The 23637-nt window shown below is 59.1% G+C and carries 24 protein-coding genes; 8 read left to right on the plus strand and 16 right to left on the minus strand.

Annotated elements, in window-relative coordinates:
- The 3 genes from VK725_RS08890 to VK725_RS08900 form a co-directional block, all read left to right on the plus strand.
- Window positions 1–484, plus strand: a 484-nt coding sequence (locus VK725_RS08890) for an AMP-binding enzyme (protein WP_414648475.1), incomplete at its 5' end; no start/stop codon positions are given.
- 65 nt (window positions 485–549) lie between these two features.
- Window positions 550–1194 carry a 4'-phosphopantetheinyl transferase family protein gene (locus VK725_RS08895; RefSeq protein ID WP_325317705.1) on the plus strand — a complete coding sequence of 215 codons (645 nt, stop codon included), beginning with the start codon at window positions 550–552 and terminating at the stop codon, window positions 1192–1194.
- 43 nt (window positions 1195–1237) lie between these two features.
- Window positions 1238–1981 carry a pyridoxine 5'-phosphate synthase gene (locus tag VK725_RS08900; protein ID WP_325317706.1) on the plus strand — a complete coding sequence of 248 codons (744 nt, stop codon included), beginning with the start codon at window positions 1238–1240 and terminating at the stop codon, window positions 1979–1981.
- Window positions 1982–2119: 138 nt separating this feature from the next.
- Here the strand turns inward: VK725_RS08900 and VK725_RS08905 are convergent, their stop codons facing one another.
- The 9 genes from VK725_RS08905 to dnaA all read right to left on the minus strand — a co-directional run bounded on the left by VK725_RS08905 (window position 2120) and on the right by dnaA (window position 12603).
- A complete protein-coding gene (locus VK725_RS08905; RefSeq protein WP_325317707.1) occupies window positions 2120–2539 on the minus strand; it encodes a biopolymer transporter ExbD in 420 nt (139 codons plus the stop codon).
- A 6-nt stretch (window positions 2540–2545) separates the two neighbouring features.
- Window positions 2546–2968, minus strand: coding sequence for an ExbD/TolR family protein (locus tag VK725_RS08910; protein ID WP_126674248.1), 423 nt, complete (start codon window positions 2966–2968; stop codon window positions 2546–2548).
- Window positions 2969–2979: 11 nt separating this feature from the next.
- Window positions 2980–3756 (minus strand): MotA/TolQ/ExbB proton channel family protein, encoded by a 777-nt coding sequence (locus VK725_RS08915; RefSeq protein ID WP_325317708.1) that lies wholly within the window; start codon window positions 3754–3756, stop codon window positions 2980–2982.
- 47 nt (window positions 3757–3803) lie between these two features.
- On the minus strand, window positions 3804–4463 hold the full coding sequence (locus VK725_RS08920) for an energy transducer TonB (protein ID WP_126674249.1): 660 nt from the start codon (window positions 4461–4463) through the stop codon (window positions 3804–3806).
- A gap of 210 nt (window positions 4464–4673) precedes the next feature.
- Entirely contained in the window at window positions 4674–5963 is a 1290-nt protein-coding gene (locus VK725_RS08925) for a tetratricopeptide repeat protein (protein ID WP_325317709.1), read from the minus strand.
- 295 nt (window positions 5964–6258) lie between these two features.
- Window positions 6259–8673: a DNA topoisomerase (ATP-hydrolyzing) subunit B gene (gyrB, locus tag VK725_RS08930; protein WP_325317710.1), complete on the minus strand. Its 2415-nt coding sequence runs from the start codon at window positions 8671–8673 to the stop codon at window positions 6259–6261.
- A 75-nt stretch (window positions 8674–8748) separates the two neighbouring features.
- The gene (recF, locus tag VK725_RS08935; protein WP_325317711.1) at window positions 8749–9831 is read right to left on the minus strand and encodes a DNA replication/repair protein RecF; all 1083 of its coding nucleotides are present in this window, start codon (window positions 9829–9831) and stop codon (window positions 8749–8751) included.
- Window positions 9832–9921: 90 nt separating this feature from the next.
- Window positions 9922–11022: a DNA polymerase III subunit beta gene (dnaN, locus tag VK725_RS08940; protein WP_325317712.1), complete on the minus strand. Its 1101-nt coding sequence runs from the start codon at window positions 11020–11022 to the stop codon at window positions 9922–9924.
- A gap of 246 nt (window positions 11023–11268) precedes the next feature.
- Window positions 11269–12603, minus strand: coding sequence for a chromosomal replication initiator protein DnaA (dnaA, locus tag VK725_RS08945; protein ID WP_325317713.1), 1335 nt, complete (start codon window positions 12601–12603; stop codon window positions 11269–11271).
- A 180-nt stretch (window positions 12604–12783) separates the two neighbouring features.
- Between dnaA and rpmH the strand changes: the two genes are divergently transcribed.
- The 4 genes from rpmH (at window position 12784) to mnmE (ending at window position 16467) form a co-directional block, all read left to right on the plus strand.
- Entirely contained in the window at window positions 12784–12918 is a 135-nt protein-coding gene (rpmH, locus tag VK725_RS08950) for a 50S ribosomal protein L34 (RefSeq protein ID WP_008211413.1), read from the plus strand.
- A gap of 12 nt (window positions 12919–12930) precedes the next feature.
- Entirely contained in the window at window positions 12931–13311 is a 381-nt protein-coding gene (gene rnpA / locus VK725_RS08955) for a ribonuclease P protein component (protein ID WP_325317714.1), read from the plus strand.
- Between the two features lie 61 nt (window positions 13312–13372).
- Window positions 13373–15064 (plus strand): membrane protein insertase YidC, encoded by a 1692-nt coding sequence (gene yidC / locus VK725_RS08960; RefSeq protein ID WP_325317715.1) that lies wholly within the window; start codon window positions 13373–13375, stop codon window positions 15062–15064.
- A gap of 50 nt (window positions 15065–15114) precedes the next feature.
- The gene (mnmE, locus tag VK725_RS08965) at window positions 15115–16467 is read left to right on the plus strand and encodes a tRNA uridine-5-carboxymethylaminomethyl(34) synthesis GTPase MnmE (RefSeq protein WP_325317716.1); all 1353 of its coding nucleotides are present in this window, start codon (window positions 15115–15117) and stop codon (window positions 16465–16467) included.
- On the opposite strand, the gene rbsK is transcribed toward mnmE, so the two are convergent.
- On the minus strand, window positions 16468–17364 hold the full coding sequence (rbsK, locus tag VK725_RS08970) for a ribokinase (RefSeq protein ID WP_325317717.1): 897 nt from the start codon (window positions 17362–17364) through the stop codon (window positions 16468–16470). It lies immediately after the preceding gene.
- Between the two features lie 114 nt (window positions 17365–17478).
- Window positions 17479–17937, minus strand: coding sequence for a hypothetical protein (locus VK725_RS08975; protein ID WP_325317718.1), 459 nt, complete (start codon window positions 17935–17937; stop codon window positions 17479–17481).
- A 215-nt stretch (window positions 17938–18152) separates the two neighbouring features.
- On the opposite strand from VK725_RS08975, the gene VK725_RS08980 reads away from it, so the two are divergent.
- The gene (locus VK725_RS08980; RefSeq protein WP_325317719.1) at window positions 18153–18839 is read left to right on the plus strand and encodes a glutathione binding-like protein; all 687 of its coding nucleotides are present in this window, start codon (window positions 18153–18155) and stop codon (window positions 18837–18839) included.
- A 146-nt stretch (window positions 18840–18985) separates the two neighbouring features.
- On the opposite strand, the gene VK725_RS08985 is transcribed toward VK725_RS08980, so the two are convergent.
- The 5 genes from VK725_RS08985 to VK725_RS09005 all read right to left on the minus strand — a co-directional run bounded on the left by VK725_RS08985 (window position 18986) and on the right by VK725_RS09005 (window position 23393).
- On the minus strand, window positions 18986–19600 hold the full coding sequence (locus tag VK725_RS08985) for a hypothetical protein (RefSeq protein ID WP_325317720.1): 615 nt from the start codon (window positions 19598–19600) through the stop codon (window positions 18986–18988).
- A gap of 111 nt (window positions 19601–19711) precedes the next feature.
- On the minus strand, window positions 19712–21052 hold the full coding sequence (gene hslU, locus VK725_RS08990; protein ID WP_325317721.1) for an ATP-dependent protease ATPase subunit HslU: 1341 nt from the start codon (window positions 21050–21052) through the stop codon (window positions 19712–19714).
- A 123-nt stretch (window positions 21053–21175) separates the two neighbouring features.
- Window positions 21176–21709, minus strand: a complete 534-nt coding sequence (gene hslV / locus VK725_RS08995) for an ATP-dependent protease subunit HslV (RefSeq protein ID WP_325317722.1) — start codon at window positions 21707–21709, stop codon at window positions 21176–21178.
- Between the two features lie 104 nt (window positions 21710–21813).
- Window positions 21814–22701, minus strand: a complete 888-nt coding sequence (gene xerC, locus VK725_RS09000) for a tyrosine recombinase XerC (RefSeq protein ID WP_325317723.1) — start codon at window positions 22699–22701, stop codon at window positions 21814–21816.
- Window positions 22702–22709: 8 nt separating this feature from the next.
- Window positions 22710–23393, minus strand: coding sequence for a DUF484 family protein (locus VK725_RS09005; protein ID WP_325317724.1), 684 nt, complete (start codon window positions 23391–23393; stop codon window positions 22710–22712).
- Window positions 23394–23637: the final 244 nt, after the last annotated feature.

The raw sequence follows: 23637 nt of genomic DNA on the forward strand, positions 1-23637 counted from the left end.
TTTCAAGGCGTATCCCGGTAACTATTTCACCGGTGACGGAGTGCGTCGAGATGAAGACGGTTATTACTGGATCACCGGACGCGTTGATGACGTGATCAATGTTTCCGGTCACCGCATTGGCACGGCCGAGGTCGAGAGTGCGCTTGTAGCGCATGCGAAAGTGGCCGAAGCGGCGGTGGTTGGCTGTCCGCACGAGATCAAGGGTCAGGGCATATACGCCTACGTCACGTTGGTGGCCGGTGAGCAGGGTAGTGAGGCGTTGCGCAAAGAGCTCGTCGCCTGGGTGCGCAAGGAAATCGGCCCGATTGCCACGCCGGATTACATTCAATGGGCGCCGAGTTTGCCCAAGACACGGTCGGGCAAGATCATGCGCCGTATTTTGCGCAAGATCGGCGAGAACCAGCCCGACCAGCTGGGCGATATCTCCACGCTTGCCGATCCGGGCGTGGTGAAAAACCTGGTAGACGAACGTCTGATTCGCTGAACGTAGACATCGAAGCATCGCCGCTGCGCTTGTGTCTGGCGGCGGCGATCCGGCAGCATGTAGCTATGCGAACAACTCTCGGCCACGACGTCGCCGGCATTGCCGGGGGATTGAACAACGACGTCATCCACGTTTGGCTGCTCGATTATCGAAGAGAGCTGCAACGCGAACCGTTAAAAGCACTGCTGGGTGTTTATCTCGGTTTGCCCGCTGAGAGCGTAATTCTGCGCAATGACGAACACGGACGTCCCGAACTGGCCGCACCGTGGAATGCCCTACTGCAGTTCAACTGGTCGCACAGCGCGGGCAAAGCCCTCATTGCGGTGGCGCGCGGTATCACGCCGGGTATTGATATTGAACGCGTCTATGTGCGGCCGCGAGCGCTGGATATTGCGGAACGGTTTTTTCACCCCGAGGAAACCGCAGCGCTGACGGCACTGAACGAGTCACAGCGCGAGCTGGCATTTCTTCAGCTGTGGACCGGCAAGGAAGCGGTCGTCAAGGCACTGGGTCGAGGCATCGCCTTTGGTTTGCAGCGCTTTTGCGTTTCCGTTCCACCCGCGCCAGCGCAGCTGCTTTGGCTGGATGGGGAGGAAGCGGCGCAGTGGCAATTGCACGCGTTGGATACCGGTGCGCAGCACGTAGCCAGTCTGGCATGGCGAGGTCCGTCGCGTAGCATCGCCATGTGGACACTTGCCGAGGCGCTCTGATCGGCGCACTGTGTGCGGCCCACGATCGATTTTTCTTCCATCCATGACTCTGCTCAGCGTCAATCTCAACAAGATCGCCGTGCTGCGCAACTCCCGTGGTGGCGATGAGCCCGATTTGTCGCGCGCCGCCATCACTTGCATCGAAGCAGGTTGCGGCGGCATCACCGTCCATCCGCGCCCCGACATGCGCCATGTGCGACCTGACGATGTGCGTACTTTGGCGGCACTGTTGCGCGGCCGCGTGGAATACAACATCGAGGGCAATCCGTTTGCTGCGGCACGCGGTGCGTATCCGGGTCTGATTGCATTGGCACGTGAAGTGCGGCCCACGCAGGTGACGTTGGTACCTGACAGCGATGGACAAATAACTTCCGACCACGGTTTTGAGCTAGCGAACGACGCGGACCGGTTGCGGCCACTCGTCGCGGAGCTGCGAGAGCTGGGCTGTCGTGTGAGTCTTTTTGTAGATCCGGGCGCGCAAGGTTTTGAACACGCTGTGGCGATTGGTGTAGAGCGCGTTGAAATTTATACCGGTCCTTATGCCCAGGCCTTCGAAGAAGGCGATGCTGCGGGGCAGCTGGCGTTGTGCGTCGATACGGCACGGCGCGCGCAACAGGCTGGACTGGCGGTCAATGCTGGCCATGACTTGAGTCAGGCGAACCTGGGCACGTTGCGCGTTGCCATTCCTGGTTTAGCCGAAGTGTCGATCGGCCATGCACTGATGGGTGAGGCGCTTTACGAGGGTCTCAGCACAACCGTGCGCAATTATCTTCAGATACTGCGATAAGACTGGCCGTATAGACGGCTATTTGTGCAAAGGGTGAGAAGTTGAGCATCAAACGCAGAAACAAAAACCCCCGCTTTCGCGGGGGTTTTTGCGGGTAGCGCTAGCTGCTATTGAATTGCTCAGGTTCAATCGCAGGAATTACTGACTACTACTATCCATAAAGCTGATCTTCGTCAGACCATAGCTCTTGGCGTCAGCCAGAACTCGAGCTACGTCCTGATAAGGCACCGCGTCTGCCGCGTCGATCTGTAGTTCGTTTTGCTCTACGTCCGACTTGAGCGAAATCACGTGGATCTGCTCTCTCAACGCGGACTCATCCACCGGTGTGTCGTTCCAGTAGTAAGCGCCAGACTGATCGATCTTCAGGTGAATGGGATCCGGCGGATTGGTCGGCGGAATCACATTCGGATTGGGCTGCGGTAGATCGATCTTGATTTTGTGGGTCATGATCGGTGCCGTGATCATGAAGATGATCAACAGCACCAACATCACGTCGACCAGCGGCGTGACGTTGATATCAGCCATCGGGCCCTTGCCACTTCCAGTACTAAATGCCATGGCTCGTCACTCCTTGCCGGTCGTCATGAAACCGACATGGACCATTCCCGAATCCTTCGCATCACCGAGGACCTTACGAACAGTCTTGAACTCCGTGTCCTTCGCGGCACGGATCTGCAGTTCCGGCTGCGGCGACATCGCCGCGTACACCGCGAACTTCGACTTCAGTTCGACATCGGAGATGGCGTTCTGGTCATCGTTGAGGAACATGCTGCCATCGTCCTTGATGGCCAGATCGATCGGCGGAACCGGCGTGGGCTGATCCGTTGTTTTCGGATTAGCCGTCGGCAGCTTCACCGTAATCCGGTGCGACATCAGTGGTGCTGTGATCATGAAGATGATCAACAGCACCAGCATCACGTCAACCAGCGGCGTGACGTTGATTTCCGACATCGGCGAGCCGGATTCGTTTCCGGAGCTCATCGCCATGGGTCAATCCCTCACTTCTGCGTCGGAGCGGCGCCTTCAACGCGCGCGCCGGTAGCGAAGAAGTCGTGCAGGTCATGCGCGAATTCGTCGAAGCGGGCGTACGTGAGGCGGTTCGAGCGGGTAAAGAAGTTGTAGGCAAGCACGGCCGGGATAGCGGTGAACAGACCGAACGCGGTCATGATCAGAGCTTCACCCACCGGACCGGCCACGGCTTCCATCGAAGCATTACCGGAAGCGGCGATGCGGATCAGGGCGTGATAAATGCCCCACACCGTACCAAGCAGACCGATGAACGGTGCGGACGAACCGACCGTTGCAAGGAGGGTCATGCCACCTTCCAGACGCAGGCTTTCGCGAGCGACGGCCTGACGCAGAGCGCGGTCGATGAATTCCGAGCGGCTCAGCGATTCGGCAAGGCGGCCACCGCCAGCAGCTGCCTGCTGATGGTGAGCAACGGCGGACGCAGCGTCCAGAGCAATCTTCGAGAATGGTTCACCCTTGGGCTGGGCTTCCAGCTCGCGGATGGCATCCTGCGTGGAGTTGTTGGACCAAAAGCCGTTGATCACGCCGTCGGCGCGACCACGCACCATCTGGTTACGAATGGCGTTGGCGATGATGAAGTACCAGGATGCGAAGGACATGATGACGAGGACCACGAAAACGATCCAACCCAAGGCATCGAAATTCTTGAGCAGGTCGTGGAAACCCATCTGTTGCATAGCCATCGCGTTGGCGTTGCCACCCAGAGACGGAGCGGCATCGGACGGAGCAGGAGTCTGTTGGAACATAAACGCTACCCTTGGAAGTCAAGCGTGAACTGTAACTGTAATTGGTATTACAGCTGGTTGAGATTGAAGTTGACGGGTACGCGTACGTAACCTTCAACCTTTTGTCCTTTTTTCATTTCCGGATTGAAACGCCATTTTTGTGCCGCTTCAATTGCCGCGCGATCGAGCTCGCGGAAACCGCTGGACTGATCGACCTTGATGTCCTTTGGCGTGCCATCGACAGCCACCAGGATCAACAACGTCACTGTGCCTTCGTGCCGCTGGCGAATAGCCTGTGGCGGATACTTCGGCTGCATTCGGCTGTTGTAGCTGATGTCCTGACCTGCCGCGATATCAGCCGGCGGTGCCGGCGGTGCCGGTGGCGCAGGCGGTGGCGATGCCACGGCGTTGGTCGATTGCTCTTCCACTGCCGGCGGCGGAGCTGGCGGCGGCGGAGTCGGCGGCGGGATAACCTGCTGCACGATCTTCGGCGGCGGCTGCTTCGGCGGTTCCGGCGGCGGCGGCGGTGGTGGTGGTGGTGGCGGTGGCGGTTCCTGGAAGTTCACCTGCACGATCTTGTCTTTCTGAACTTCCACCGATTTCGGTGGCGCCATCGGCGCGATCAGTATCAGGAAAGCAAACGCGTGCAGCGCGATGGCAACTGCCAGCGCCCATGTGCGCCCCCAACTGAACGGCTTGACGCCGGTATCTTCGTTACTTGAGGCCATCTGTCGCTTTCAATCAGGAGCTAGTCAACGGAATAGACGTGGTCGCAGCACCCAGCGGCAAAGCCGTTCCCAAAAGGGTGACATTTGCCACTGGACAGTGCGGGAAAAGTCCAACGGTACAACAGCACATGGCGTTTGTATAGCGTTTCCACGGCGGTCTTATGGACGTCCATAAGCCAAGTGAAGACACAAACGTCACGTGTCCTTCAATTAATTGCCAACACCGGCTTTTTGCAGCCAGGCCTTCGCCTGCGCTGCGGTTTCCGGATCCTTCTGTGCGTCCATGACTGCATCGACGGCAGCGACCTTGTTCTTGAGGCCGATGTTCGCGTTAGCGAGGTCCATGTAAGCCCTGCCCTTGTGCTGCACACCTTTGTCGATGCCTTGCTGGATTGCCGTCTTGGCGCCAGCAAAATCGTTCTGCTCAAGCATCGCCAAGCCTGCCTTCACGTAGACATCGCCAGTCTTCGCATCGGGCAGCGCTTTCTTGTATGCCGCTGCAGCAGCTCCGTAATCGCCACCGTTGAACGCAGCATCACCGAGCAGCTCGTTGTTCTCCGAGTTCGACGGCACAACGCCTTTGCTCATACCTTCCTGCAGCACGGCAGTCGCTTTATCGGAATCGGCCTTCGGATCGTCGGCGCTCTGACCATGAATCATATAGAGCTTGGCCAGCATCACATACTCTTGCTGATCCTTGAGCAGGCCCTGCGAACGACCCTTTTCAAGCAACTGCTGCGCTTGATCGTATTTCTGCGTCTGCACGAGCAGGTTTACGCTGTTTTCAAAAGCGACCGGATCGCTGGCGTTCGCTGCCATCTGCTTTTGTGCAATTTGCGACGCGAGATCTTTTTGACCGGAGTCGTTGTACGCCTGCAGCAGTGCTTCGTTCCAGTTCGGATCGGGTTTGTCCGTCATCGACTGCGCTTGCTTGAGCTGCGCGATCGCCTGCGGATATTGCTTCAGCTCCAGATACGCCTCGCCTTCCCAACCGTGCGATTCGGCAGTATCGGCGCGTCCATCGGCACGCCATTTTTCCAGCGTATCGATGGCTGGTTGAAATTGCTGACTGACGAGGTAGTAATTGGCCAGCTGCAATTGCAAAAGGAAGTAGTCGTCATTGGGCAGCGAGTTCAAGGCGACTGCGCGCTGCAGCATATCGATCGCGGGTTTCAGATCGTTGTTCTTCGCGTGCACCACGGCAAGACCTTCCAGTGCCTTGGCTTGCGCGTATTTGCTCTTGCTCGAATCAACGACGGGCTGAAGAAGTTGGGTCGCCTTGGTCATGTCACCGGAATTGGCGGCATTGAGGCCATCTTTCAGTGCTTTCTCATCTTTCGAATCGGTCAGGTCAGGCTTAGGTGAAGTGCGCGTCGCATTGGGATAAAGCGACGCAGCTTGCTGGCCTTTTGACGAGTCACTGCTCGCTAGCGCAGGAGTGCTCGCCAATATCAACGCAAACGCTGCGCCGGCCAGCATCTTCAGGGAAGCGTGTTTCATGGCGTTCCTCAAAGTGAAAAAGGAGTCGGTGTAGACGCACAAGCTGTGCGGGGGATCACTGAGAGTAACTGGTGACTCTCTCGATAACAAGTCGCACTGCGACATGAAAGGCGCAGCCAAATCAAAGGCTTATGACATTTTCACCATACTCGTCCGCATTTTTTTCTCAGCCGGGGTGCGCGATGCGTTTCTTTATGCACCGCCATGGAGAAAATGTATGTGTATGCGCATGCTAATGCGTTAATGCAAGCGCTAGCACACGACGCGGAAAAATGATTCCGCGTTGTGCGTTAACTCAGATGTCCAGGTTCGCGACTTTGAGTGCGTTGGCTTCGATGAAGTCGCGACGCGGTTCCACCGCCTCGCCCATCAGCATGGAGAACATCTGATCGGCAGCGATCGCATCTTCGACACCCACCTGCAACATGCGACGGGTCTCTGGATTGACGGTGGTTTCCCACAGCTGTTCCGGATTCATTTCACCCAGACCCTTGAAGCGCTGGATAGTGCGGCCTTTTTTGGCTTCATCGAGCAACCAGCTGCGTACGTCGGCGAATCGCACGACACCGCGCGATGCGTTGCCTCGACGCACAACGGCATCGGCCTGAATTAAACCCGCCAGCTGTTGGCTGATGTTGAGAATCGGGCGGAATTCGGAGCTAGTGAAGAACGGCTGCGGCAACAACCAGGTGTGATTCAAACCGTGCTGGTCGCGAATCACCTCAATCGCTGCCGGATGCTCGCCGTGCGCCGGGCGTAGAGCGAGTCGATAACGCGGCTTGCCCAGACCGCTGCTGGCGAGGTTCACCGTGAGGCCATCCAGCCAGGTCTGCATGGCGGCAGCGTCTTGCCAGTGGCGTGCTTCGATCGGCGGATGCTCAAGCATCGCGGCCAGCACGTTGGCATCGAAGCGATGTCCCAGGCGCTCGATCTGATCCAGTGCCGTCTGGTAATCACGCAGCAGTTTTTCGAGCGCTTCACCGTTGATGGGCGGTGCAGCCGGCGTGTACGTCAGGTCTGCATTGTCGACCGCGCTGGAGATCAGATAGGCGTTGAGCGCCGCGTCGTCCTTGAGGTAAAGCTCCTGCTTGCCCTGCTTGAGTTTGTAGAGCGGCGGCAGGCCGATATACACGTGACCGCGCTCGATCAGCTCCGGCATCTGACGGTAGAAGAACGTAAGCAGAAGCGTGCGGATGTGCGAGCCGTCCACGTCCGCGTCGGTCATGATGATGATGCGGTGATAGCGCAGCTTGTCTGGGTTGTAATCCTCTTTGCCGATACCCGTGCCCAGCGCGGTGATCAGCGTGCCGACTTCCGCCGACGAGAGCATCTTGTCGAAGCGCGCCTTTTCGACGTTGAGAATCTTGCCCTTCAAGGGCAGCACGGCCTGCGTCTTGCGGTTACGGCCTTGCTTGGCCGAACCACCTGCGGAGTCACCCTCGACCAGGAACAGTTCGCACAGCGACGGATCTTTTTCTTGGCAGTCGGCCAGTTTGCCGGGCAACCCAGCGATATCGAGAGCGCCTTTGCGTCGTGTCATTTCCCGCGCTTTACGGGCAGCTTCGCGAGCGCGAGCGGCGTCGACAACCTTCGATGCAATCTGGCGGGCTTCGACCGGATGCTCCAGCAGGAATTCGCCAAGCTTTTCGTAGACGACCTGCTCGACCACCGTCTTCACTTCGGACGATACGAGCTTGTCTTTGGTCTGCGAGGAGAACTTCGGATCGGGCACCTTCACCGAGAGCACGGCGATGAGGCCTTCGCGCATGTCGTCGCCCGAAAGCGTGACCTTCGCGGTCTTGGCCAGACCTTCTTTTTCGATGTACGCCTGCAGTGCGCGCGTCAGTGCGGCACGAAAACCGGTCAGGTGCGTACCGCCGTCGCGCTGAGGAATGTTGTTGGTGAAGCAGAACATCGTCTCCTGGTAGGAGTCGGTCCACTGCATCGCCAGCTCGACGGTGATGTTGTCCTGCTGTGCGCTGAGGCTGATGACGTTCGGGTGCAGCGCGGTTTTCAGCTGCGCCAGATGCTGGACGAAGGAACGAATGCCGCCCTCATAGGCAAACGTGTCGTGCCGCCCTTCCCCGCGTTCGTCGTACAGATCGATCGTGACGCCAGAATTGAGGAAGGCCAGTTCGCGCAGGCGTTTGGCCAATATGTCGTAGTGGAATTCGATATGGGTGAACGTCAGCGGGCTGGGCTGAAAGCGCACCGTAGTGCCGCGCTTGTCGGACGGCCCTACCGCTTTGACCGGATAAAGCGGCTCGCCATGGGCGTATTCCTGCTGGTATTCCTGGCCATCGCGATAGATCGTCAGCCAGAGATGCTCGCTAAGCGCGTTGACGACCGACACGCCCACGCCGTGCAGACCGCCGGAAACCTTGTACGAGTTCGCGTCGAACTTGCCGCCGGCGTGCAGGACGGTCATGACGACTTCGGCCGTGGACCGCCCCTCTTCGGGATGCGTGTCGACCGGAATGCCGCGGCCGTTGTCGACCACGCTTACCGAGCCATCGTCGCGGATGGTTACGATGACGTGGTCGCAATAGCCGGCCAGGGCTTCGTCGATCGAGTTATCAACGACCTCGAATACCATGTGGTGAAGGCCGGTGCCGTCATCGGTATCGCCGATGTACATACCCGGGCGCTTGCGCACCGCTTCCAGACCTTTGAGTACCTTGATGCTGTTCGAATCGTAAGATGCGTTCATGCAATAACCGTTTCCCGACGCCAAGAATCCGCCCGGTGCGGCGCCATAGGGGCCGGGCTGGATGCAACCTTCCGATTATAGCAGGGGCGACAGTTGACCCTGTTCCACGTGGAACACTTTCCCCGACGAAGCCTGGAGGGACCATGGAATCTCCGTGCCCGTCACCAATACCTGGGCCGGCACCCCCAACAGGCCTTCCAGCACGGCGCCCTGATGAGCCAAATCGAGCTCGGATGCCAAGTCGTCGAGGCAAATGATCGGCCACTCACCCCGGTGCGTGGCATCCACCCTCGCCTGAGCTAGCAAGCACGCGAGGGCCACCAACTTTTCCTGGCCGCGAGACAAGTGCTCCCGCTGCGGCGCGTGCTCGAACGATAAGGACCAGTCCGCACGGTGCACTCCCGCCGTGGTGTGACCCCTACCCTGATCGCGGCCGCGCTGTGAGGCGAGCGCTACCGCAAGATCCTCGCCCTCGGACCAGCCCGGCCTGTAGCGCAAATCAACCTGCCCAAGTTCCGGTATCAATCTCGAGGCCTCATCTCTGAGGTTTGGCAACAATGCGTCGAAGTAACCACGGCGCCAAGCATCGATAAGGGAGCCAGTGCGGCCAAGCTCCTGCTCCCACGGTCCGTAGAGTGCGTCGTCAAAAGATGTGTCGGCGCGAAGCAGACTGTTCCGTTGCTTTAGCGCGCGCTGGTAACGGCGCCACGTGGGTAGAAATTCCTGTTCCACGTGGAACACTCCCCAATCGAGGTACCGGCGCCGCTCTTCAGCCGCCCCAGCGATCAGTGCATGGGAACCTGGTTCGAAACACACCACCGCGCACTCTCGGATGAGCTGCCCGATCGGTACATCTTCCCCATTTAGGCGAGCATCCCAGCGCGAAGGACCTGTACGGCCCAAGCCAAGTCGAGCGAGATCCCCGTTATCGTGTCTGACGGTTGAAAAAATACTCAAGCCTGGTGCACCGCGTTGCAAGAGGACGTCCCTGGCCCCGCTTCTGAAGGACCGCCCATGGGAGAGTAGAAAAGCCGCCTCCAGTACCGATGTCTTCCCCGCGCCATTGGCCCCTACGAAGATATTGAAACCACCGTCCAGATCGACGCTTGCATCGGCAATGCAACGCAGTCCCTGAAGCTGCAAACGTTCCAGCCTCATAGGATCACGCCCCAAAAACAAGAACGCCGGAGCTTGAGGCTCCGGCGTTTGGGCGTATCAGCGCGAAAAGAAATGGATGCATGCACACAATCAGAGGCGCAACGGCATGATCACGTGTCGCGACTGCTCGCTATCGTCTTCCTGCACCAGACAGCTCGATTGAGCATCGCGCAAACTCAATCGTGCCTTGTCACCACGCAATGCAGCCAAGGCATCGAGCAGATAACCGACATTGAAGCCGACCGTCAGATCGGAGACGGCGGTATCGGCCTCCACTTCTTCGACCGCTTCTTCCTGTTCCGGATTGTGCGCAACGATGCGCAGCTTGCCCGGTGAGAATTCAAGCTTTACGCCGCGGTATTTTTCATTCGAAAGAATGGCTGCGCGTTGCAACGCGCCACGCAGCACTTCGCGATCGAGTGTTGCGCGCTTATCTGCACCGAGCGGAATGACTGCTTCGTAATCAGGGAAACGACCATCAATCAGTTTCGAGGTGAAAACCACTTGACCACGACGAACCCGTAGATGATTGCGCCCGAATTCAAGCTCAACGGTGCCTTCGCCCGATTCCAATAAACCGACCAATTCATTCACGCCCTTACGAGGAATGATGATCTGACGACGCGCTGAAACTTTGCTGTCCAGATGCGTTTCTTTCAGAGCAAGGCGATGACCATCGGTGGCAACGCAACGCAGCGCGTGTTCCTGCAGATCGAGCAGCATACCGTTGAGGTAATAACGAACGTCCTGATTTGCCATCGCGAACGCAGTGCGTTCCATCAGATCACGCAGCACTTCTTCGGGAAGGCTTACGCGTTCGACGAGCTCGATTTCATCGATGGTCGGAAATTCCGTCGCGGGCAACGTCGCCAAAGTGAAACGACTGCGCCCCGCGTTCAAGGCAACGCGATCGCCGTTTTGCTTCAGCTCGATCTTCGCGCCATCAGGTAGTGCGCGAACGATGTCGAAAAGCTTGCGCGCGGGAATGGTCGTTTCCCCGTCGACGAGTTTGTCGGCATCCGTGGATGCCACCATCTCCACTTCCAGATCCGTACCAGTGAAAGAAAGTTTGCCGTCGGCGACTTTCACCAGGAGATTGGCCAATACAGGCAACGTCTGACGACGTTCGACCACTCCGACCACCTGCTGCAAGGGTTTAAGCAGCGCTTCTCGTTGGATGCTGAATTGCATGTGTGTGCTTTCCCTATCCTGCAGTTCTGTTTTTTAAAAGAAGAGTAGTGGTGGTAGCTGGCCCGGTGGATAACTTGATAACAACAAATTATCCACCAAAAACAAAGGGTTAAGTAAAATTCCCCTGTGCTTGGAAACTCCTGCCGCCTGTGTGTCGGCGGTGGATAACTTCGGTACCCCAAAGCATCTACATATTATCCACAGGATACCCTGCCGGTTTTCAAGCGCTTATTCAATGGAGCGCGATCAACCTGTCAACGTGCGAATGAGCTGTTCCCAGTCCTGCCGCATGCGCGTGTCGGTCTCGCATAACTTGCGGATGGTGCGGCACGCATGCAGCACCGTGGTGTGGTCGCGACCGCCAAACGCCTCGCCGATCTCCGGGAGGCTGTGCTCGGTCAGCTCTTTCGACAGCGCCATCGCCATTTGTCGTGGGCGCGCGAGCGAACGCACGCGCCGTTTGGAAAGAAGATCCTGCAGACGTACGCCGAAATATTCGGCAACGATCTTCTGGATGTTCGGCACGGTGACGGCCTGCGCATGCGTGGCGAGCAAATCGCGCAACGTTTCTTCGGCGAATTCCGTAGTGATCGGCTTGCCGTAGAAGTTGGCGCGCGCGGCGAGCGTGTTGAGCGCGCCCTCTAGATCGCGCACATTCGAACGAATGCGCTTAGCCAGCAACATCGCCACGTTTTCGCTTACCGACACGCCTTTCTCGTGCGCCTTGGCAAGCAAGATCGCTGCGCGCGTTTCGAAATCCGGCGGCTCGATCGCCACGGACAAACCCCACCCCAGGCGCGACTTCAAGCGCGGTTCGAGTTTGTCCACTTCTTTGGGATAGCGATCGCAAGTCAGGATGATCTGCTGCTTGGACTCAAACAGCGCGTTGAACGTGTGGAAGAATTCTTCCTGAGTGGTGTCTTTTCCCGCAAAAAACTGGATATCGTCGATCAGCAGCGCATCCACCGAACGGAAGCGGCGCTTGAATTCGTCCATGCTTTTTGTGCGCAACGCTTCGATCATCGAACCGACGAATTGCTCGGAACGCAGGTAAAGCACTTTGCAATGCGGGTTGTGCTCGCGCATCAAGTTACCGGCGGCGTGCATCAAGTGCGTCTTGCCAAGACCGGTGCCCCCATACAACAACAACGGGTTGTAAGCGCGGCCGGGATTCTGCGCAACCTGCATGGCCGCCGCCTTGCCCAACTGGTTGGACTTGCCTTCGACGAAGGTTTCGAAGGTGTAGTGCGGATCCAGGTTGTGCGTAAAGTTCGGGGCGGCCGGTTCCGGTGTCGTCACGGCGCGCACAGGCGCAGCCGGCCGTTGGCCGTTGGTCGTTGCTGCGCTCGATCCCACTTCCAGACGAACGGACAACGCGTGGCCGGTGAGCAACGCCAGAACTGTCTCGATCTTCCCCAGGTAACGGTCGCGGACCGCTTCCAGTGTGTAGGGGTTGGGTGCGAAAAGCTGTAAGCCGTCCGCGTCGTCGCGGGCCTGCAGCGGCATCAGCCACGTGTGCAGGTCTTCGGCGCTCAACTCACCTTCAAGACGCTCCAGACAGCGCCGCCACAAGTCACTCATGGATACTTTTCAGCCACAGCTAAGTGCGCGTTCGCGCGGGGTGGACCGGGAAGTCTAGCAGCACCTACCGCTGAACTATCCACACGGATATCCACAAGCAGCCTCAAAACGCTATTTGACACGAACCAGGGCCGTTCCGCATAATTCCAAGTCTTTTCACCCATTACTTAGGAGGAAGCCATGAAGCGGACCTTCCAGCCCAGCAAGCTCAAACGCGCCCGCACCCACGGCTTTCGTGCCCGCATGGCCACAGCCGACGGCCGCAAGATTCTGAACGCACGTCGCGCCAAGGGCCGCAAGCGCCTGATCCCATAAGCCTTCGAGCATATGGGTCCCGCCGGCCTGCCGCGCGAGACGCGGATTCGCCGAGCCGGTGACTTCGCCGTCTTGCGACAAGCCAGCGGCCGCCTAGGCGGCCGCTGTTTTTCTGTGCGTTACCGGCAGAACGAACTCGGCCACGCCCGCCTCGGGCTGGCCGTTTCCAAACGGGTTTCCAAGCGCGCGGTCGAGCGCAACCGTATCAAACGGCTGCTGCGCGAATCCTTTCGCCGCGTCCGCACCCAACTCCCTCCTTTCGATGTGGTGGTCATGGCCCGCGAACAGGCCGCCGGGGTCCCCGGCCCGGAGCTGCTCGCCGAGCTCGATGTTCTGTGGCGCAAGCTTGTGCCGTTGAAGCGCGAGGGCGACACCTCCACAATGGCGTGCTGACCTTCCACCTTTTCATTTATGCGGGCCGCCGTCGCGGCGCCCTTCACTGGATCGCTACGCGATGAATCAATTGCGCCCCATGCTGGTTATTGCCCTGTTTTTCGTGGCCTATCTGCTTTGGCAGGCCTGGGACCAGGATTACGCACCGCATCCGGTCAGCGCGCCGGTGGCCGCGGCAGTGGGCAGCGATAACGGCAATGCGCCGGGTGCAACCCCATCGATCGCCAACACCAGTGCAGAAGGCACGGCGACTGCCGCGCAACTCATCACCGTGACCACCGATGTGTTACGCCTGACCATCGACACGCGTGGCGGCAGTATCGTGCGGTCGGAATTGCTCGACTATCCGGTCACACCGCGCACGAAAAAGAATCCGGACCCCGCGCCGATTCGCTTGCTGGATGACAGTGCGAGCGATTACTTCGCTGCGCAGAGTGGCTTGGTGAGTGCCGACGGCGCTGCACCGGATCATCGCGCTGTGTTCCAGGTCGCGCAGACCAGCTACACCTTGACGGATGGCCAGGATGCGCTGAACGTCGATCTCACCTGGACCGATCCGTCGGGCATCAAGGTGGTGAAGCGCTATACCCTGCATCGCGGCAGCTATGTGATTGACCTCGATCAGCAGATCGATAACGGCAGCGGCAAGACGTGGGACGGCAATGCGTATCGCCAGATGCAGCGCGTCGATCGCCCTGTGCCGGTGTATCACAACTTCCTGGAACGTATTTCCGACCAGTCGCGTTACGGTTTCTTCGGCGCGGTGTGGTACAGCCCCGATCAGAAATTCAACAAGCTCGCCTACGACAAATTCGAAAAAGAGCCCTTGAACCTTGGAACACCCACCGCAGGCGGCTGGGTTGGCATGATGCAGCAGTATTTCCTCGGCGTGTGGATTCCGCCGGCGAAGGAAGCCGATACGTTCTCCAGTGCCATCGTCAACAACAACGGCGCCGCGCCGCATTTCGTCATTCGTACGGTAGGCCCGCAAATTAGTGTGGCCGCGGGTCAGCAGGCGACCAGCGCAGCTCAGCTCTATCTAGGCCCCAAGCTGCCCGATCAGCTGCAAACCATTGCACCGGGCCTCGAACTGACCATCGATTACGGCATGCTCAAAATCTTCGCCGAACCGTTGCATTGGGTGTTGGCGCAGCTCGACAAGATCACGCACAACTGGGGCGTGTCGATCATTCTGCTCGTGCTGCTGATCAACCTCGTCACGTTTAAATTCACTAACGCGCAGTTCGAATCGGCTGCGAAGATGCGCAAGCTCAAACCGCGCATGGACGCACTGAAAGAACGCTACGGTGACGATCGCCAGAAGATGCAGCAGGCGATGATGGATCTCTACAAGAAGGAAAAGGTGAACCCCGCCGCAGGCTGCCTGCCGCTGCTGATCACCATTCCGATCTTCTACGGTCTGTATTACGTGCTGCGCGATAGCGTGGAGTTGCGTCAGGCGCCGTTCTTCGGCTGGATCCACGATCTCTCCGCCGCCGATCCGTACTTCGTGCTACCGGTGCTCTACACCATCGTGATGCTGGCGCAGCAGTGGCTGATGCCGCCGGCGGCCGGCATGGATCCGACGCAGCAGAAGATGATGAAGTTCATGCCGCTGATGTTCGCGGTGATCTTCCTGTTCTTCCCGTCCGGCCTGGTGCTCTACTACGTAGTGAACGGTCTGTGCCGTCTGCTGCAGCAGTGGTGGATGATGCGCCGGCACGACTCGGCACCGGCCAAGGCGGCCGCCTGATCTTCGCGCGGGCGGCTATGTGCCGCCTGCCGCGGTTATGCTGATACGCGATGACCGCACACGCACCCCATGAGGACACCATCGCCGCGATCGCCAGCGCAGCGGGTGCGGCCGGCGTTGGTATCGTGCGTGTTTCCGGACCGCGCGTTCCCGCCATAGCGCAAGCCCTTATCGGACAACCGCCCAAACCGCGCCACGCGCACTTCGCGGCATTTCGTGATGGCGATGGGCAGTTGATCGATCGCGGACTGTTGTTGCACTTCCCCGCGCCAGCTTCTTACACCGGCGAACACGTAATCGAACTGCAAGGTCATGGCAGCATGGTGCTGCTCGATGCGCTGCTGCGGCGTGTGTGCGAACTGGGCGCACGACTCGCGCGACCTGGCGAATTCACCGAACGCGCCTTTCTCAACGGCAAACTCGATCTCGCACAAGCCGAAGCCGTTGCCGATTTAATCGCCGCGCGCTCGCATGCGGGTGCGCGAGCGGCACTGCAATCGATGGACGGCGTCTTCTCACGAAAAGTGATGACGCTGCTCCAGGCTTTGATTGCACTGCGCGTACACATCGAAGCGGCCATCGATTTTCCCGAGGAAGAAATCGACTTTCTCGCCGATCCGGCCATTACGCAACAGCTAAGAACACTGCGCGCGGATCTCACCGACTTGTTGCGTGAAGCGCAACGCGGCGTTCGGCTCAACGACGGTCTGCGTGTCGCGATCGTCGGCCGGCCCAATACGGGAAAATCCAGTTTGCTAAACACTTTGGCGGGTAGCGAACGCGCCATTGTTACCGACATCGCGGGAACGACACGCGATGTGCTGCGCGAAAGCATCCAGCTCGACGGCATCACCCTCGAACTAGCCGATACTGCCGGACTGCGCGAAACACATGATCCGGTTGAACGCGAAGGCGTGCGCCGTGCACACGACGAGCGCGAACGTGCCGATGTAGTCATGCTGGTTACGGACGCCGAACACGCGCAGAACGACCTCGCCTGGCTCGACGACTTGCCCTCGTCGGTGGAGCGTATCGTCATCGTCAACAAGATCGACCTTGGCGATGCCCACGCACATGGCGAAAAACGAGCGGGTGCGTTCTGGTTATGGCTCTCCGTCAAAACAGAAGCCGGTCTTGAGGCGTTGCGTGAACATCTCAAGCAACTTGCCGGATCGGGCAGCGGAGAAGGCGCATTCAGCGCGCGGCGCCGGCACGTGCTTGCGCTTGAACAGGTCGCCGCTCACCTCGATCACACCGCACACGTGCTGGTAGACACGCACGCAGGCGAACTCGCGGCCGAAGAGTTGCGTCATGCACAGCATGCGCTTGGCGAAATAACAGGCACCTACACCAGCGACGATTTGCTGGGCGCGATCTTCAGCTCGTTCTGCATCGGCAAATAGTTAGTTCTGCTGACGTGCCAGCAATGCGTCAACATCAGTGCGGTGGGGCATGCCCGCGCGTGCACCCAATTGCGTGACCGAAAGTGCCGCTGCCGCGCACGCCTTCTTCACAGCGACATCCAAACCTTCGTGCAAGAAGACAGCAAGTGCGCCGTTGAACGTATCGCCTGCACCCGTGCTGTCGACCACTTGCACAGCGAAACTTTCCTGGTGCTGCGGTTCACCTTGCTCCCGAAACCACGCACCTTCAGCACCGCGCGTCAGCACGACCGGGCACGGTGCGCGGCGCATCAACGCGCGAAATTCGTCGGATGGGTCGGCGCCCAGCAACGTGGCAAGCTCGTGCTGATTTGGTGTGATGTAACGCGCGAGCTGCAACCACTCCGAAGGAAGCCGTTGGGCCGGTGCAGGGTTGAGAATCACGGGTACATCTTGCTGATGCGCGACGCGCAACGTCGCTTCCACGGTTTCGAGTGGAATTTCCATTTGCACCAGCACGGCGTCGGCTTGCGCGACGACGTCCTTGGCGTTGAGTACATGCGATGGCGTCAAATGCGCATTCGCGCCAGGCACGACGATGATCTGGTTTTCACCACCAGAAACGGTGATGGAGGCGGTGCCACTGCTGCAATGCGCGATGCGCGCGACGTGTTCGACGTGGATGCCCTCATCGGCCAGCGCATCGCATAGCGGTTGTCCGAAATTGTCGTCCCCGACGGCACCGATCATATGAACCTCGGCACCCAGCCGCGCGGCGGCCACCGCCTGGTTGCCGCCTTTGCCACCGTGAACCGATAAAAAGCGTTCGCCGAGCAAGGTTTCACCGGGCGCGGGAAAACGTTGCGCCACGGTGACGAGATCCATGTTGATGCTGCCGACGATGACGATACGAGTCATGTGTGCTCTCGCAAGAACGCGTGTGTTCTGCAGAGCGTAAAGGCAGACGCTGCGATGCGATAGTCATCGCAGCGCTACGTACCGGCGTAACGCCGGTACGTAGCGGAAGAACAATCAGTTACCGCCGCTGGACTCACCCGACGACGAGTCCTGGCCGTGCGCATTCTGCATACGCTGCTTCTGCATCTGCTTCATGTTTGCATACTGAGTTTGCTGTGCGGGAGTGAGCACAGCGTTGATCTGCGAATCGCTGTCTTGCTGAAGCGAACGCATCTTGCTGTGACGATCCTGCTGCGAAAGCGAGCTGTCGCCACGAATAGCTTCCATCTGCTGCTGTCTGTTCTGAAGAATCGTCAGCAGCTTGGACGACTGGTCGTCGCTTAATCCCAGCCGCTTTGTCAAACGAGCCGTCTGTTTCTGCGGATCGGGTGCCTGATGCATCGGTTGAGAAGATGGCGAGGAACTGCTGGAACCCGCGGAAGAGCTGTTGTCCTGGGCAAACGTTACAGGTGCCAGGCTAACGGCGCTCAGCGCGAGGGCAAGCAGGGCAAAACGCGAAGCGAAGGTGTTCATGGGATTTCTCCGGGCGATAGAACCGTAGTGAGGCATCTGTCGATGACTGCATGGCAGGAAACGAATTGCGCAGCTTGCCGTTTACCGGGCTTACACCTTGTGAACGTAGGTATTTGCCTGCGAGTGGGCAAAAGAACGGATTGGCGAAAGAAAACGCGACCTTGAAACCGCTCTTCACGGCCCCGACGCTTGAGGTTTCAGTGTTGGAGGTCCTCATGATCGAGCTTCACTATTGGCCCACGCCGAATGGCCACAAGATCACCCTGTTTCTGGAAGAAAGCGGCCTGCCCTACACCATCAAGCCGGTGAACATCGGCAAGGGCGAACAATTCGAACCGGCTTTTCTCGCCATTGCACCGAACAATCGCATGCCGGCGATCGTCGACAAGACGCCTGCCGATGGCGGTGAGCCCATCAGTGTTTTCGAGTCGGGCGCGATTCTTCAATATCTCGCCGAAAAGACCGGCCGCTTTTTACCCGCCGATCTGCGCGGCCGCACCACGGTGATGGAATGGCTGTTCTGGCAGATGGGTGGTCTGGGTCCGATGCTGGGCCAGAATCACCACTTCAATCGCTACGCACCGGAAAAAATTCCGTACGCCATTGAGCGCTATGAGCGCGAGACGCGTCGTCTTTACGGTGTGCTCGACAAGCGTCTGGATGGACGTGCTTTCATCGCGGGCAAGGACTACACCATTGCCGATATGGCGGCCTATCCGTGGACGGTGTCGCATGCCGATCAAGGTATCGATCTTGATGATTTCCCGCATTTAAAGCGCTGGTTCCATTACATCCAGGAACGCGATGCGACGCGTCGCGCATATGCGATCGGAGACACGATCAAAGGAAAGCTGGATGCGCGCACGGATGAGGAGGCGCGTCGCAATTTGTTTGGGAGATGATGCGAGCTAGTCCAAGCCTCACCGTCACCCGGCCTGCGCCGGGATGACGGTGAGGTGGCTTATAACGTTGCGAAGCGCAGCAACTTTTCTGGCTTGCATCGACGCATCAAAAAACCCGCCAATTGGCGGGTTTTCTTGTATCCATATCAGTGTGCGCGACCTACGTCGGAATCACCGTGTACCAGTGGGGGCGGTGCGCCCGCGACAGCAAGTAGCGATTGCGCGTAGCCGTCTTCCATCGTCACGGTCGACACTTCATCCCACCCGAAGAACGACGGCTCACGCAGCCATTCACCATCCGGCGTGATTTCCTGCATGTTGAAACCATCTTCCTCGACGCTGACGAGCCGTCCGATGTAGCAGACCTCGGCCTCATCTTCGCTATCGACGTGGATACCGATCACCGGCGCCATCGCGCTGGCGGCTTGTACCACGTCGCGGATGTTGTCGAGCGGGAACGCACGCGGTGGACGCGGCACCATGTTCTTCAATGTCAGCGCCTTCTCCATGAAGATCGCATGCTTGTCCGGTGCTTCCAGCTCGCTGATGTCCCGATGCCGCATCACGTACATGCCGTCGTAGGTAATACCGTCACCAACGACCCACAACAGAAAAAATTCCCGGCCAACACTACCGACGTAACCGCAGAAGCTGCCGTGTTCCAATTCACCGCGCCATAGACGCACCAGCTGCTGATTCTGTTGCGCTTCGCGGAGCTGCGCACGCTGGCCGGTGGTCTTCAACTCAATAACGTTACTCATGGTCAATATTTTACCAGAGGGGGTCGGACCTCATGTTTACAGCCTGATAAGCGTCCGCTGCCACGAAATATAATCCATAAATAACAATAACTTGGAAAAAAGCACCCGTCGTCAGAGGATGTAGCGGCTCAGGTCTTCGTCCTTCACCAGGCTACCCAGGTTTTTATCGACATATTCGGCGTTAATCAGATAGTTTTCGCCGGATTTGTCTGCAGCTTCGTAGGAAATCTTCTCCAACAGGCGTTCCATCACCGTGTGAAGCCGGCGAGCGCCAATGTTTTCGGTCCGCTCATTCACCTGATAGGCCACTTCGGCCAGCCGGTCGATGCCGGTTTCGTCGAACGAGAGCGACACACCCTCGGTGCCCAGCAAGGCAACGTACTGCTTGGTCAGCGCGTTGTGCGGTTCGCGCAGGATGCGCTTGAAGTCGTCCACGGACAGCGCCGACAACTCCACGCGAATCGGCAGGCGGCCTTGCAACTCGGGAATCAGGTCCGACGGCTTAGCCAGCGAGAACGCACCCGAGGCGATGAACAGCATGTGGTCGGTCTTGATCGGGCCGTACTTGGTGGAGACGGTAGAGCCCTCGACCAACGGCAACAGATCGCGCTGCACGCCTTCGCGGCTCACACCGGCACCACCCCATTCCGAACGCTGTGCGACCTTGTCGATCTCGTCGATGAAGACGATGCCGTTCTGCTCGGCCGCTTCCATCGCCTGCGCGCGTATTTCCTCATCGTTGAGCAGGCGGCCGGCCTCTTCTTCGATCAGCAACGGCCGCGCTGCTTTGATCGCCAGCTTGCGCTTCTGCGTCTTGCCGCCGCCGAGGTTCTGGAACATCTGGCGCAACTGCTGACCCATTTCTTCCATGCCGGGCGGCGACATGATTTCCACGCCGACATTCATGCTGACGTCGAGCTCGATCTCGCGATCGTCCAGCGCACCTTCGCGCAGCTGTTTGCGCAGTTTCTGGCGCGTGTCGCTTTCCAGCGACGACGCGGGCGCGGGATCGTGACTCCAGTCGGTGGGTGACTGACGACGCGGCAACAGTGCATCGAGAATGCGATCTTCCGCGCGATCTTCGGCCTGCGTTCGCACGCGCTTCATCGCTTGCTCGCGCGTAAGCTTGTAAGCCACATCGGCCAGATCGCGCACGATGGATTCGACGTCTTTGCCGACGTAACCCACTTCGGTGAATTTCGTCGCTTCCACCTTGACGAACGGCGCATTGGCCAGCGTCGCCAGGCGTCGCGCGATTTCGGTTTTGCCGACGCCGGTCGGGCCGATCATCAAGATGTTTTTCGGCGTCACTTCCTCGCGCAGCGAAGGGTCCAGCTGCATGCGACGCCAACGATTGCGCAACGCAATGGCAACGGCGCGCTTGGCGTCGTGCTGACCGATGATGTAGCGGTCGAGTTCGTTGACGATTTCACGAGGAGTGAGTTCGGACATTAGGGTCACCGGGAAAACGGAGTTATTTGCTTTGTCACGCCGGCGTGTGCCGGTATCCAGTGACCGTAAAGGCAGTCGACACTGGATCTCGGCCTGCGCCGGGATGACGGGTTATGAAGACGCTTACAGCTCTTCAATCGTTGTGTTGTGATTGGTGTAAATGCAGATGTCGCCCGCGATCTTCAATGCGCGTTCGACAATGGCGCGCGCATCGAGGTCGGTGTTCTCCATCAGCGCAAGCGCGGCCGACTGCGCATACGGACCACCGGAACCGATCGCGATCAGCCCATGCTCGGGTTCCAGCACATCGCCATTGCCAGAGATGAGCAGCGAGGCTTCTTTGTCCGCGACGGCGAGCATGGCTTCGAGCCGGCCCAGGCGGCGGTCGGTGCGCCATTCCTTCGCCATTTCGACGGCAGCGCGGGTGAGGTTGCCACCGTGCTTGTCCAGTTTCTGCTCGAACAGCTCGAACAGGGTGAAAGCGTCCGCGGTGGCACCGGCGAAACCGGCCAGCACGTCACCCTTGCCAAGACGGCGGATCTTGCGGGCGTTGGCCTTCATCACCGTATTGCCCAGCGTGACCTGACCGTCGCCGCCGATCACGACGCGGCCGTGGCGGCGCACCGAGATGATGGTGGTGGCGTGGAACGATTCCATGGATATCTCCGAAAGAAAGCCTGGATCGCAAAGGTGGGGCCGTCGAGCCCGAAACCAAGGCAGGGCGGCGGGGTGCCCTGATCAATGCCGCTGCCGGAGCATCCCTAACCTTTACGCCGCGCACGCGGATGCGCGGCATCGTAAACCTTGGCCAGATGCTGAAAGTCCAGATGGGTGTAGATCTGCGTCGTCGCGATATCGGCGTGACCGAGCAACTCCTGCACCGCGCGCAAATCGCCGGACGATTCCAGCATGTGGCTGGCAAAGGTGTGACGCAGCAAATGCGGATGCACGTGCTTGGCAAAACCCTGACGCATAGCAAGCGTTTTCATGCGCGTCTGCACGGTGCGTGGACTGATCGCTGCACCATGTCGTCCGCGAAAAACCGGCGATTCCGGCGCGCGGCCTTCCGCTTCGCCCAAGGCACGCAACGCAGCGATGGCGTGGCGTCCCACCGGAACGATGCGCGTCTTGCGGCCCTTGCCCAACACACGCACTTCGCCGGCATCCAGATCCAGATCCAGCCAGCGCAAACCGATCAATTCGGAAAGACGCAAACCGGAGGAGTAGAAAAGCTCGAGCATTGCGCGATCGCGTACACCCAGTGCGTCATCGCCATCGCCTTCCACCAACGCAGTGGCTTCGTCGACGTCCAGCACCTGCGGCAACTTGCGATGCACTTTGGGACCGCGAACACCGGCGAGCGGATCGTGCGACAACGATCCCTCGCGCGTGAGTTGGCGAAACAAACTGCGGCACGAGGAAAGCAGGCGCTGCAAGCTTTTCGGCGACAGTCCCGCGCGATGTTCGGACGCGATGAAACCGCGCATGCGATGGGAATCGAGCTTGTCGAACGAGGCAATTTGCTGCCTCTCCATGTACGCCGTCAGTTTCGTTAGATCGCGTCGATAACCGTCGATGGTATGCGGCGATGATTGGCGTTCATTGGCCAGCCGTGTGAGCCACGCGTCGATCTGGCCTTGTGCGTCCACGGCGGCGCTCAGGCGCCATCCTGCAGGCGCGCCAGCGATGCGGTAACAGTGGCCGAAATCATCTTCAGGAACATCGTGCCCATGCCGGGTTGGAAGTGATCGGCATCGCGGCTGCCGATCGCCAGCAAACCGTATTCGCCCAGCGGCATCACCGCCGCCGAACGAATGTCGGGTGCCTGTTGACCAAACAATCGATACAGACGCTCGGCCGAAAGGCGTCCTGAAATGGGTTCATGATGCGCGAGGAAATCTGCAAATTCCGGCATGTCGGCACGGCCGCCCGGTTCGTGCATCAACCACTCGGCGGGCGGCAGCGTGAGATTGCCGAACAAAACCAGTCGCACCTGATCGGTGGCAAAGTCTTCGCGCAATTTGACCACCACACTGCGCGCGGCGATCGCTGGTGTATTGGCGCGCAGCACCGCGACGTTGAGATCGTGCACGCGATGCATCAGGCGTTCGTTCTGGGCGGCGATCTCGGTGAGCTCGCTGAATCTGCGTTCCAGTTCGGCGTTTTTGTCGCGCAGTGTTTGCAGCTGATAGGCCGCCAGCGAAGCCACCGCGCCCTGTTCGCGTGGCATCGTCAAAACATTCGCCAATTCCGGATAGTCGCTGAGAAAGTCCGGATGCTCGCGCAGATAAGCGGCGATATCGCTGGCTTTCATCGTTTCGTCGAGCAGGGCGTTGGTCATGCGCGAAACCTCGATCCGGAAAACGTAAGGCGGTGAGCCGCCGGGTCCGAGTGTGCGATGGACGCGCCTGCGCATCAATCACCGTGTTGCGGATCCAGCCATTCACCTTCGAAGACAAACGTGGCCGGACCGGTCATCCACAACCGCTCGCCGGGGCCGTTCCAATCGATTTGCAGGCTGCCGCCAGGCAGGTCTACCTGTACATGTGCGTCGACTTCGCCGCGTTGGCGCAACACGGCCATGG

Source organism: Dyella sp., from assembly GCF_035486915.1.
Classification (GTDB): Bacteria; Pseudomonadota; Gammaproteobacteria; order Xanthomonadales; family Rhodanobacteraceae; genus Dyella_B.